The organism is Marivirga arenosa (assembly GCF_030503875.2).
Lineage (GTDB): Bacteria > Bacteroidota > Bacteroidia > Cytophagales > Cyclobacteriaceae > Marivirga > Marivirga arenosa.
In genome coordinates, this window is sequence record NZ_CP129968.2 from 3,067,228 (window position 1) to 3,080,517 (window position 13,290).

Genomic DNA, 13,290 nt, shown 5'->3' on the forward strand with positions numbered 1-13,290 from the left:
TTAATAATCTTCTAAAAATTGTTGTAAAATGATAGCTGCGCTAACCTTATCTATATTACCTGATTTCTTATTCCTTTGTTTCCGTTTGGAACCAGAATTAATCATTGCTTGTAAAGCTTCTTGCGAACTGAAGCTTTCATCCTGCAAATGTAAGGGCATTGTAGGGAATTTCTTTCTAAAAAGATTAATAAATGCATTTACATGTCTAGTTGCATCCGTTTCTTCACCCTCTTCATTAGTTGGGTAACCGCATACCACGGCTTCTACCTCCTCATTTTGAAAATAATCTTGTAAATATTGAATGACATCTTTGGAATGAACGGTATCTAGTGGGGAAGCTATGATTTTTAATGGATCAGTGACCGCTAAACCAACCCGTTTAGTACCATAATCTATTGATAAAACCCTAGGCATTTTATTAATTCAATCTAATTAGAGAATCGTATTGCTTTCTTACTGATTTCTCTAACATTAAGGCTTTCGGAAATAAAACTTCATTTTCAATTTTAGCATGAACTTTCAATTTCTCTTCAAAGCGAGTCAATTCTGAGAACAAAACTTTAACATTTAATGGAGAGCTTTCCTCCACAGGATATTGATCCATTAAATAGCGGATTCCCTTCATTTCATCGTCATGAACCTCATGATCGATTGCAAATTTTTGCATATTGAAATTAGGGTATTTATAGAAAAAGGCTGATGGGTTATTTTTACGATCTTCAATTGCTTTTAATTGAGTAATGTAATCAAATAAAGTATCCTCCTCCTCATATATATGGTGAACAAAGTCCTCAACAAAGAGAGGAAACACATCCTTAATCTCTTTTTCTACAGTAGCAAGATGATTTTCAGTGGTATTCAGTTTATTCACCAATTTTACCAAAAAAGGTAAATCTTTCTTAATGAAAATAAAGTGCGCATGCTTTAAATAAGTAATCACCAAATCAATCGGGAATGACAATAATTTAATATTTTCAATCTCTTCATTACGATTAATTTTTTCCAATTCAGCAATTACATATTTAACATCAACACCTTTGTTTTGACATACTTTTTCAAGTGTGTCTTCTTCAAACTCATAATATTCTATACCCAAATAATAAAGGACTGACGCAAAAACGTAATTATCAGCAACTAATTCCTTTATTTTCTTTTGAGAGTATTTCACTTTAACTAATTTAGGTAAATGACAAATGTAATTTAAAATTGGGGCTTTTCAACCCAACGATTTATTAATTTCGTGCGTTATTTATGAAAATAAAAATTCTTAAACGTGAATCAGAATAAAAATAGTTCATTTCAAATAAAATTGCCAATTATTGTTTTTACAACTCTGGCAGCTGGTATATTAATTGGTGCTACCATGGCCAATCCTTCAGCTAATAAGGACACTGTGCTTGAAGGAATTACCAGAATAAAAGAAATTCTTTTACAGGTAGATCAAAATTATGTTGAAGAGGTAGATACAGACAAATTAGTGAACAGTGCTATCAATGGTATCATCAAAGAATTAGATCCCCATACTTCTTATATCCCTTCAAAAGATTTAGAAATGGTTTCGGCCGACTTAAAAGGTAATTTTGAAGGTATTGGAATTGAATTTAATATTTTTAATGACACCCTTTATGTAGTAGCTCCCTTAAGTGGTGGACCATCAGAAGAAGCTGGCCTACAATCTGGAGATAAAATCATAAGTGTAGATGGTAAAAACATTGCAGGTGTTGGATTAACTAACCGACAAGTACATGAAAACCTGAGAGGTGAAAAAGGCAGTGAGGTAAAGTTAGAAATTATGAGGTCTGGCTTAAACGAAATAGTAGAATACACTATCATCAGGGATAAAATTCCTCAATATTCAGTTGATGTAAGCTATATGGTGGATGATGAAATCGGCTACATTAAAGTCAGTCGCTTTTCGGCTACCACTTATAACGAATTCATGGAGGCTTTAAATGGCCTTAAAGAGCAAGGGCTTAAAAAATTAATATTAGACTTACAGGACAATCCTGGTGGTTATATGGATAAGGCTATTAATATGGCTGACGAATTCTTAAAAGACAATGCCATGATTGTTTACACCAAAGGGAAAGAAAAGAGATATAATTCGGAAGCTAGAGCTATAAAAGACGGAAAGTTTGAAGAAAGTCCATTAATAGTATTAATAAATGAAGGCAGTGCTTCAGCTTCTGAGATAGTTTCTGGTGCTATTCAAGATAATGATAGAGGCTTAATAGTTGGAAGAAGATCTTTCGGTAAAGGTTTAGTGCAAATGCCTGTTCCATTAAAAGATGGCTCTGAATTACGATTAACCATTTCTAGATACTATACTCCATCTGGAAGATCGATTCAAAAACCGTTTGGTGAAAATCCTGATGAATACAGACAGGAAATGAGTTCTAGATATGAGCATGGGGAGTATTTTGTTGCAGACAGTATAGAATTTAATGATTCACTAAAATACACAACTGCTAATGGAAGAGTGGTTTATGGCGGTGGGGGCATCATGCCTGATTATTTTGTTCCTCTAGACACAACTCAAAATTCAACTTATTTAAACCGATTATTCTTAAGCAACTCATTAAGACAATATACTTTCTCTTACTATGAAAAGAATAAGTCAAGACTGGAGAAGATGGGATTTGAGAAATATAATTCAGAATTTGAAATATCAGATAAAATGCTTGATGACTTAATTTCATTGGGCAAAAAAAATGATGTTCAATTTGATAAAGAAGGGTTTAATAAATCAAAAGAATTAATTAAGCTTTATTGTAAGGCATACATTGCAAGAAATGTTTGGAATAACGAAGGCTTCTACCCTATCTTTAATCAACAAAACGAAATCTTTAAGGAAGCGCTAAAACTTTTTGATCAAGCCGAAAGATTAGCAAAAAAATAACTTTTTAAAATGGCATATTACGTAAAGAAAGGAAACATCCCTCCAAAAAGACATACACAATTTCGTCAACCAGACGGGAGCTTGTATGCTGAGGAGTTGGTAAGTTCATTGGGATTTTCAGGTATTTATTCAAACTTATACCACATAAACCCTCCTACAAGGATAAAAGAAATTAAAAAATCAGTTGCCTATGGTACTAAACCTGATAAGGATTTAACCCTACAGCAAATACATCTTAATACTTCAGGTGTGAAAAACACAGGTAGTGATTTCCTTGATAGTAGAAAAGTTCTTTTAATGAATGATGATGTATCCATGGCTTTGTGTATGCCATCTAGAAAAAGTATGGATTATTATTATAAAAATGCTGAAGCTGATGAATTACTTTTTATCCATGATGGTAGTGGATATATGTATTCTCAGTTCGGTAAATTGAAAATCCAGGCGGGTGATTATGTGGTAATCCCTAGAACTACTATATACAAATTAGAATGGGAAAGCAGTGATGTAAGATATTTAACAATTGAATCAGCTAGCCCAATAGAGACTGTAAGTCGTTATAGAAATCAGTTAGGACAATTATTAGAGCATTCCCCTTATTGTGAAAGAGACATTCATCCTCCTCAAGAATTAATCACAGAAGAAACAAAAGGCGATTATCATGTGAAAATTAAAAAAGGAGGTTACATACATCATTATGTATATGATCATAGTCCTTTTGATTTAGTAGGTTGGGATGGCTTTTTATATCCTTATACTCTATCAATTCATGATTTTGAACCCATTACGGGTAGAATTCATCAGCCACCTCCAGTACATCAAACTTTTCAGGCTCACAATTATGTGATTTGCTCATTCGTACCTCGACTATTTGATTATCATCCACAAGCAATTCCTGCTCCGTATAATCATAGTAATATAGATTCAGATGAAGTACTTTATTATGTTGAAGGTAACTTTATGAGTAGAAAAGGAATTGATAGAGGTTCATTTACTTTACATCCTGGAGGATTACCACATGGTCCTCATCCTGGTACGGTTGAAAAAAGTATAGGCGCAAAAGAAACTGAAGAAATTGCGGTAATGCTTGATACATTTAAACCACTATATGTTACCGAAGAAGGAAAAGACTTTATGGATAAGAAATATCCTATGAGTTGGACTGAATAAACTCATTATTTTATAACTACAAACGCTCTAATCTGAATTTAAGGTTAGAGCGTTTTTATTTTGTAATCATAAGATTTATAAAGTTCTTATTTTTGAACTAATAATTTTCCTTACAAGTTAGAAGTTGAATGTATGCAATTGTTGATATAGAAACTACAGGAGGATATGCAGCAAGAAATCGCATTTGCGAAATTGCTATCATTCTTCATGACGGACAAAAAGTTGTTAAGGAATATCAATCTTTAATAAATCCAGAACGGCACATCCCACCTCAACTATCTGCAATTCATGGTATTAATGATCAGATGGTGGCGGAAGCACCTAAATTTTATGAAGAAGCCAAAACTATTCATGAATTATTAGACGGTAATATTTTCGTTGCTCATAGTGTGAATTTTGATTATTCCTTTGTAAGAGCTGCATTTCAAGATTTAGGTTATGATCTGAAATTAAGAAAACTTTGTACAGTCCGCTTAAGCAGGAAAATATTTCCTGGCTTAAAAAGCTATAGCTTAGGAAATATTTGTGACGACAGAGGTATACAGATTCATGATAGACACAGAGCTTTTGGTGATGCTATCGCTACTGCCGAGCTTTTTACTCAATTAGTTGAAAATGATAGTGAAGGAATTATTGAGAAATCCTTAAAGAAAAATGCTTCTGTAGTGAATATTCCTGAAAACTTAGACCGGAAAGTTTTTGAAGAATTGCCTGAAGCTCCAGGGGTTTACTATTTCCTAAATCAAAAAAATCAAATTATATATGTAGGAAAGGCTAAAAACATCAAAAAAAGAGTCAGCAATCATTTTGGTGGAACGAAATTAGAAGTCGCAAAACAAGCCTTTCAAAGTCAAATTCATCATGTAGATTACTACTTGACTGGCAATGAATTAATAGCATTACTTCACGAATCACATGAAATAAGAAAAAATTGGCCTAGATATAATAGAGCTCAAAAAAGCAATAATCCTGGTTATTCTATTTATTTATACGAAGATAGAAGGGGGTATAAAAGACTACAATTAGGTAGAAAGCAAACTGGAATGAAAAGCATTTTAAGATTTCCTAACCATGCATCAGGCTTTAGTTTTCTCAATGAAATGAGTAAAAAATTAAATATTTGCCCCAAAATGGCTGGAATACAGTCAAGCCCAGATGCCTGCTTTGATTTAAAACTTGGTTTATGCGAAGGAGCTTGTATTGGAGATGAATCACTAGAGGATCACAATATAAAAATCGAAAAATTCATTGAGATTTGCGATATCGAAAAGAGTGATTATTTATTAATGGGTGATGGTAGAACCCTTAGTGAGAAAGCGTTTGTATTAGTTGAAAACGGGAACTATCAAGGCTTTGGCTTTTTCGATCAAGATGAATCTATCTCAGCCTGGGATGAATTCAAAAAATATTTGATAAAATATCCTGACCACCCAGAAATAAATAAGATTTTAAATAGTGAACACGCCACAAAACACTACAAAAAGATTAAGAAGGATGCTTTTAAAAGTAAGGTTGAAAAAATTTAAACCTTTTTCATTTTAAATCTCTTTTTAAGCTCTTCCATTTCTTCTCTAAACCTTTTATCTACTTGCATCATATCATTTACTGATTGCACAGCATGAATAACAGTAGAATGGTCTCTTCCTCCAAAATGGTAACCGATAGATTTTAAGGAGTGATTGGTATGTTCTTTACAGAAATACATGGAGACTTGTCTAGCGATAACAATTTCTTTCTTTCTCGTTTTCGCTTTTAAATCATCAATTTTTACAGCAAAGTGTTCTGAAACTGTCTTTTGAATGAAATCTATTCCAACTTCTGATTCAATATCGTGAACAATATTTTTCAGTGTCTGCTTAGCTAATTCTAGGTCTATTTCTTTTCTATTTAGTGAAGCATGAGCAATTAAAGAAATCAAAACCCCTTCTAATTCTCTAATATTAGTATCTACTGAATACGCCAAATATTCAATAACATCTTCTGGAATGTGTATCCCATCACTTTCCATTTTATTTTGAATAATGGCAATTCTTGTTTCTAAATCCGGTTGTTGTAAATCAGCAGTTAAACCCCATTTAAATCTCGAAAGTAATCTATCTTCTAAGCCCTTCAAATCTCTTGGTGGTCTATCGGAAGTCATTATGATTTGCTTACCATTTTGATGTAAATGGTTGAAGATATGGAAGAATATTTCTTGTGTCCGCTCTTTACCTCCTAAAAATTGAACATCATCAATGATTAATGCATCTATATGAAGATAGTAATTTGAGAAATCTTGAATCTTATTATTTCTAAGAGCATCAATAAATTGATTTGTAAATTTTTCAGACGAGACATAAAGAACAAATTTCCCATTTAATGTATCTTTAATCTCGTTTCCGATTGCTTGCACTAAGTGTGTTTTACCCAGTCCAACACCCCCATAAATCATCAAAGGGTTGAAAGAAGTAATTCCAGGTTTTTTAGCCACTGCATATCCGGCCGAACGCGCCAATCTATTACAATCTCCTTCAATAAAGGTATCAAAAGTATAATTAGGATTAAGTTGAGAGTTCTGCTGACTTAAATCTACACCATTTAATGCAAATGGATTCAAAGGCTCTGGTCTCTCTTGTTCCTTTGGTTTATTGGATTTATTATTATTTGGAAGATTGATTGTAAAGGGCTTATACTGTTCATTTCCTTTATCAACAATAACAGAATATTCAAGTCTTCCCTCCGGACCTAGCTCCTGGTGAATCACTTTTCTCAAAATATGAACATAGTGCTCCTCTAACCATTCATAAAAGAATTGACTGGGAACTTGAATCGTTAGAATATTATTTTCAAGTTTCACAGGCTCAATAGGAGAAAACCAAGTATTAAAACTTTGTTCTCCTACACTCTCTTTAATGGAGTGAAGACAATTATTCCATACTGATTTACAGTCTTTAACCATTCACATTAATAATTGGCGGATTTCAAATTTGAAGCCCTTTTTAAATCGGGGCTGACAAAAATGATAAAAAAATAGGTAAGAAAAAAATGGATTTTTACTTGACATAGCGTTAAATACATTTCAGTCAATATATGATATTATATAAGTTAAATTTTCTTTAAAAATTAACATTTTTTATTTGATTAAAAGATTTGGAGACAATTATCCAATTCAAAAACCTGACCAACGTTTAATATAATTAATAAATCCAACTTAAGCTACAACCTTCTGTTTTAAATAGCTAAGTTATTCATAACTGAATTAAGTCATATCCCTAATTCACCTTTTATATTAATATCATTTATGTATAGCAGGAAAAATATTAACTTTAACATTTAAACGACTAAATGAAGTAAATGAGCAGAAAAAAGCTATTCGAAGATTTTGGAAAAAGTTCAGCTATTGACTGGAAAAATCAGATCATTAAGGAGCTAAAAGACAAGCCTTTCGAAAGTCTTGTGACTAAAACAGTTGAAGGAATTTCGATACAGCCTTTTTACCATCAAGATAATTCAGATTTTAATTATCTAAACATTCAAAATCCGATACAAAATCAGCATGAAGCATTGCCTCCACGCTTTTGGGTTAATCAAGCTAAGATTGTCATAGAAGATGAAAAATCAGCCAATCAAAAAGCCCTACAAGTTTTAAATCAAGGTGCTGATGGCATCATCTTTAAAATTTCTAAAGCGGATTACGATCTTGAAATACTTCTTAAAGATATTAAAGCTGAATATTGCAGCATTTCATTTCAATCGGACGAACCCTTTTATTCATATATAAAAAAATATATTAACTACATAAATTCTCACAATATCGATAGCCATAAATTAAGTGGGTTTTATTTATGTGATATTATAGAATGTAGAGATGCTGGAAACATCGGTTTAAATGATAAAGATTATGAAAGCATTGCCGAGCTAATTAAGCATGCCGATGAATACCCTAACTTTAAACCATTATGCATAAGTAGTAATCTATTTCACAATTCGGGTGCTAATATAACTCATGAGTTGGGACTAACTTTAACAAAGTCAGTAGAGTTTTTAGATAAATTAACTGATCAAGATTTAAAAGCAAGCAGTATTCTCAAATCAACCGTTTTCTCAATTGCAGTTGGTAAAAATTATTTCTTTGAAATTGCTAAACTAAAGGCATTAAAGCTAAATCTTCTAAAAATCGCAGAAGCATACGAAAGTAAAATTGATGCTGATGATATAAGTATTCATTGTGACACTAGTATCAGGACAAAATCTGCATTAGATTTCAATGTAAACCTTTTGAGAAATACTAATGAGGCAATGGCTGCTATTGTGGGAGGATGTAACAGTTTATGGGTTCAACCACATGATGAAGCGGCTGGAAAACCATCTAGTGAAACTTTCAAAAGAATTGCTTTAAATATCTCAAGCATTTTAAAAGAAGAAAGCCATCTTGATAAAATAGTAGACCCAACACAAGGAAGCTATTATATTGAGAACTTGATCAATGAAATTGCTGAAAATTCGTGGAAAATATTCTTAGAATTTGAGGAAGAAGGCTCGTACAATCATCACTATGAGAATGGTAATATCCATCAATTAATTGACACTGATGCTGGTAAGGCCGAACAAAAATTATGGTCTAGAAAGGATGTAGTAATTGGTGCAAATACCTTCCAACTAATTGGAGAGAATGTAAGCGAATATCTAGATACTGAAGAAAGTGGTAAAAGTTTAGAAGCCAAAAGACTTACTGCCACAATCGAACATATGAGATATCGCATTGAAAAATTAGTGAAAGAAAAAGGTGAAAATTCAAGACCAATGGCTGAAATCATTTCTTTGGGCACTGATCCAGTAACAAAAGCAAAAGCTGATTTTGCCTATAGCTTTTTAGGTATTGCAGGTATTGGGATATCCTCTGAGAAAATTGAAAAGGAATTAAGCCAAGTAAAGGATTCAAATGAAGAGGTTTCAATTAGTGTTTTATGCTATTCTGACAAGCCTTCTGATTTAAATGATTACATTACTAATCAAAATAAAATCATATTGATTGCTGGGCAGGAAGAAAATGAAGAGCAACTGAAAAAACTTGGTTTATATGGATGTATCAACAGAAATGTAGATACTAAAAGATTTTTAGATAATTTATTAAAAGACTTAGGAATAGCACTTATATGAGACCTGATTTTTCAAAAATTCAATCAAAAAACATAACTGCTGAACATAAGAAAGCAGAAGGCAGAACTGAATGGAAAACAGCTGAGAACATTGTTATTCCACCAGTTACTGATAAAAGTAACATACAAGAAGCTGAACATTTAGGTTTTATCGCTGGTAAAGCACCTTATTTAAGAGGACCTTACAGTACTATGTATGTAAAGAGACCTTGGACTATTCGACAATATGCAGGTTTTTCTACTGCAGAAGAATCGAATGCTTTCTACAGAAGAAACTTAGCAGCGGGCCAAAAAGGACTTTCAGTTGCTTTTGATTTAGCTACTCACAGAGGTTATGATTCCGACCACCCAAGAGTTGAAGGAGATGTGGGAAAAGCGGGAGTAGCAATTGATAGCATTTTAGATATGAAAGTACTCTTTGATCAAATTCCTCTTGATAAAATGTCGGTTTCAATGACCATGAATGGAGCTGTAATTCCAGTTATGGCCTTTTATATAGTGGCAGCCGAAGAACAAGGAGTGAAACCAGAACAATTATCTGGTACTATTCAAAATGATATTCTAAAGGAGTTTATGGTGAGAAACACTTATATCTATCCACCTAAACCTTCAATGCGCATCATTTCAGATATTTTTGAATATACCAGTAGAAATATGCCAAAATTTAATTCAATCAGTATTAGTGGGTACCATATGCATGAAGCAGGTGCTACGGCTGATTTAGAATTGGCTTATACCTTAGCGGATGGATTAGAATACATTAGAGCTGGTATTAAGTCTGGATTAAAGATTGATGAGTTTGCTCCTCGCCTATCTTTCTTCTGGGCAATAGGTATGAATCATTTTATGGAAATTGCCAAATTGAGAGCTGGAAGATTACTATGGGCTAAAATTGTAAAGCAATTCAATCCTCAAAACCCAAAATCTTTGGCATTAAGAACTCATAGCCAAACATCAGGCTATAGTTTAACTGAGCAGGATCCTTATAATAATGTAGCCAGAACTTACATTGAGGCAAAAGCAGCTGCATTAGGCCATACTCAATCCCTACATACAAATGCTCTGGATGAAGCTATTGCATTACCAACAGACTTTTCAGCTAGAATCGCTAGAAATACTCAGTTATTCTTGCAAAATGAAACGCAGATCACTAAAACTGTTGATCCATGGGGTGGCTCTTATTACGTAGAATACTTAACTGATCAATTGGTTCAAAAAGCATGGAAATTAATTGAGGAAGTTGAAGAAATGGGCGGCATGACCAAAGCTATAGAATCTGGCCTGCCCAAAATGAGAATTGAGGAAGCCTCTGCTAAAAAGCAAGCGGGAATTGACTCAGGGCGAGAAGTTATTGTAGGTATTAATCGTTATCAAACTGATGAAGAGAGTGATATAGAGTTAAGAGAAGTTGACAATACCGCTGTTTTAAAGTCTCAAATTAAAAGACTTGAAAAGTTAAAGGACGAACGAAATGAAGAGGATACTAAAGTCGCCTTAAATAATTTAGCTGAGTGTGCTAAATCTGGAAAAGGGAATTTATTAGAATTTGCAGTTGAAGCAGCTAGAAAGAGAGCAACTTTAGGTGAAATATCAGATGCTATGGAAGAATCATTTGGAAGACATAAAGCTACTATTCGATCAATTCAGGGTGTATATTCTGGTGAAGCGGGGAATAGTGATGAATTCAAACAAGCTCAAAAATTAGCGAATGAATTTGCTGAATTAGAAGGAAGAAGACCTAGAATTCTAATTGCTAAAATGGGTCAAGATGGCCATGACAGAGGAGCTAAAGTAATAGCCACTAGTTTTGCTGACTTAGGATTTGATGTTGATATAGGACCTTTATTCCAAACTCCTGAAGAGTCTGCTATGCAAGCTGCTGAGAATGATGTTCATATAGTTGGAGCTTCTAGTTTAGCTGCAGGGCATAAAATGTTAATCCCTAAATTGATTAATGAGCTTAAGAAAATCGGTAGAGAGGATATTATGGTTATTGCTGGTGGTGTTATTCCACCAAAGGATTATGATTTCCTTTACGAGGCTGGAGTTTCAGCAGTTTTCGGACCTGGAACTAATATCGCAAAGGCAGCAATTCAAATATTACAAAAGCTTATGGGAGTAGATGAAGTAGAAAATGATAATTAACATTTTACCTTCAATCAATTAAACATAAGTGAATATAATTCGAATAAATAATTAAACATTTAGGTATTTTATATCTTTAATTGAATACACATAAAACAAATGAATATGAAATTGTTAAAATTTATAATACCAGTCATAGCCGCTAGTTTCCTAATTGCATGTGGTGGCAATTCAAAAGAGAATAAAGCTGAGGAATCAACTAGTGAGGAAAAAGTAGAAGCAAAACCATCAACTGAGATGGATAGCTTATTATCAACTTTAAATCTTCCTGAAGGATTTGAGATATCGGTTTATGCAGAAGTGCCAAATGCTCGTTCAATGGCTTTATCTGAATCTGGAACTTTATATGTGGGGAACAGACAAGAAGATAAAGTTTATGCAGTAAAAGATACTGATGGAGACGGAACAGCAGATAAGAAATATATTTTAGCTGAAGGGTTAAATATGCCTAATGGTGTTGCATTAAAAGATGGTGATCTTTATGTAGCAGAGGTTAGCCGTATTTTGAAATTCGCTGATATAGAGAATTCTCTTGAAAGCCCATCTTATGAAGTTATTTATGATGAATATCCAACAGACAAACACCATGGTTGGAAATATATTGCGTTTGGACCAGATGGTAAATTATATGTACCAGTAGGAGCTCCTTGTAACATCTGTAATAATCCAGACAAACCTGTATATGCAAGTATTACGAGAATGGATCCTGATGGAACTAATATGGAAGTATATGCACATGGAGTTAGAAATACGGTAGGCTTTACATGGCATCCAGAAACTCAAGATTTATACTTTACGGATAATGGTAGAGATATGTTAGGGGATGATATTCCTCCCTGTGAGTTGAATGTAGTCACAGAAAAAGGACAGCATTTTGGGTACCCATTTTGTCACGGAGGAACAATTAAAGATCCTGAGTTTGGTGACATGAGATCTTGCGATGAATTTAAAAAGCCATACAGAAACTTAGGTCCTCATGTAGCCCCATTAGGATTAAAGTTTTATACAGCTAATCAGTTCCCAGAGAAATATCACAATCAAATTTTCATAGCAGAACACGGAAGCTGGAATAGATCAAAAAAGATCGGATATAGAATTCAAATGGTAAGCAATACTGATGAAGGTGAACCAACATATGAAACATTCATTAACGGCTGGTTAGATCATGAAAAACAAGAAGCTTGGGGTAGACCAGTTGATGTATTATTAAATGATGCAGGGGATATGTTAATCTCTGATGACCTTAAAGGAGTTATATATAAAGTAAGCTACAAAGGATAATTTCAAATAATCTATAGAGTTAAAAAGGCGAATCAATCGATTCGCCTTTTCTTTTTTTGCTAATTATTTATTAACTGGAGTTATCATGATATGAGCTCTATGTGTACCCGGATCCATGATCCAGGCACCACCTGGCACCATAGGCTTAGTTGGCAATCCTGTTGACTCTGCCGTAGCAAAAGGAATATATACTACATATCGTAAACTTGCATTTTCTACTTCTCCTGTTTCTTTATTATAACTGGCATTTACTCCAGATAAAACATGTAATGTACTCGGGTGGTCAGGCATTTTGAGTGTTCCTGCTTTTGCTTCCTTTTCTCTTATTTCAAATATCTCGCCCCTCTCCTTTCCTTCTGCACGTAATTCATCTCCTCTTTTCATAAAAGGTTGTAAATCCTTATGGTAGCAAGCAACACTAAAACCTTCTTTATTAGGATCATCAGCCACACAAATCTGCTCATTTGTACCTTCTCTTAAAAGTACTTTTTTACCATCAGCATCAAATCCATAAACTGTTGCTCTATCCTGCTTTTCAGGTGGCGCAGCCTGAACAGCTGCTGCTATCTGCCCTTCTTTATCAGGAATCTGAGCCTCACAAGAAATTAAGCTTATTAAAAAAATCGGGATTAAAAAAAGTTGTTTCATGAGTATGTT

The 13,290-nt window shown here is 33.5% G+C and carries 10 protein-coding genes; 6 read left to right on the top strand and 4 right to left on the bottom strand.

Annotation, left to right across the window (positions count from 1 at the left end; genetic code table 11):
• The gene (gene ruvX / locus QYS47_RS13210; RefSeq protein ID WP_322346667.1) at window positions 1–414 is read right to left on the bottom strand and encodes a Holliday junction resolvase RuvX; all 414 of its coding nucleotides are present in this window, start codon (window positions 412–414) and stop codon (window positions 1–3) included.
• A 4-nt stretch (window positions 415–418) separates the two neighbouring features.
• Entirely contained in the window at window positions 419–1,168 is a 750-nt protein-coding gene (locus tag QYS47_RS13215) for an iron-sulfur cluster repair di-iron protein (RefSeq protein WP_308356223.1), read from the bottom strand.
• A gap of 105 nt (window positions 1,169–1,273) precedes the next feature.
• Here QYS47_RS13215 and QYS47_RS13220 point away from each other — a divergent pair, with 105 nt between their 5' ends.
• The 3 genes from QYS47_RS13220 (at window position 1,274) to QYS47_RS13230 (ending at window position 5,595) form a co-directional block, all read left to right on the top strand.
• A complete protein-coding gene (locus QYS47_RS13220) occupies window positions 1,274–2,899 on the top strand; it encodes a S41 family peptidase (RefSeq protein ID WP_322346669.1) in 1,626 nt (541 codons plus the stop codon).
• A gap of 9 nt (window positions 2,900–2,908) precedes the next feature.
• Window positions 2,909–4,069, top strand: a complete 1,161-nt coding sequence (locus QYS47_RS13225; RefSeq protein ID WP_308356221.1) for a homogentisate 1,2-dioxygenase — start codon at window positions 2,909–2,911, stop codon at window positions 4,067–4,069.
• Between the two features lie 128 nt (window positions 4,070–4,197).
• A complete protein-coding gene (locus QYS47_RS13230) occupies window positions 4,198–5,595 on the top strand; it encodes an exonuclease domain-containing protein (RefSeq protein ID WP_322346672.1) in 1,398 nt (465 codons plus the stop codon).
• Here QYS47_RS13230 and dnaA read toward each other — a convergent pair.
• Complete coding sequence (gene dnaA / locus QYS47_RS13235) at window positions 5,592–7,007, bottom strand: chromosomal replication initiator protein DnaA (RefSeq protein WP_308356218.1); 1,416 nt, start codon at window positions 7,005–7,007, stop codon at window positions 5,592–5,594. The two genes, QYS47_RS13230 and dnaA, sit on opposite strands and share 4 nt — an antisense overlap.
• A gap of 395 nt (window positions 7,008–7,402) precedes the next feature.
• Between dnaA and QYS47_RS13240 the strand changes: the two genes are divergently transcribed.
• The 3 genes from QYS47_RS13240 to QYS47_RS13250 all read left to right on the top strand — a co-directional run bounded on the left by QYS47_RS13240 (window position 7,403) and on the right by QYS47_RS13250 (window position 12,633).
• Entirely contained in the window at window positions 7,403–9,208 is a 1,806-nt protein-coding gene (locus tag QYS47_RS13240) for a methylmalonyl-CoA mutase family protein (RefSeq protein ID WP_322346675.1), read from the top strand.
• Entirely contained in the window at window positions 9,205–11,352 is a 2,148-nt protein-coding gene (gene scpA / locus QYS47_RS13245) for a methylmalonyl-CoA mutase (protein ID WP_322346677.1), read from the top strand. The genes QYS47_RS13240 and scpA overlap by 4 nt, the downstream gene beginning before the upstream one ends.
• Before the next feature lie 105 nt (window positions 11,353–11,457).
• On the top strand, window positions 11,458–12,633 hold the full coding sequence (locus QYS47_RS13250) for a PQQ-dependent sugar dehydrogenase (protein WP_322346679.1): 1,176 nt from the start codon (window positions 11,458–11,460) through the stop codon (window positions 12,631–12,633).
• Between the two features lie 63 nt (window positions 12,634–12,696).
• Here the strand turns inward: QYS47_RS13250 and QYS47_RS13255 are convergent, their stop codons facing one another.
• The gene (locus QYS47_RS13255; protein ID WP_302124117.1) at window positions 12,697–13,281 is read right to left on the bottom strand and encodes a hypothetical protein; all 585 of its coding nucleotides are present in this window, start codon (window positions 13,279–13,281) and stop codon (window positions 12,697–12,699) included.
• Window positions 13,282–13,290 lie beyond the last annotated feature (9 nt).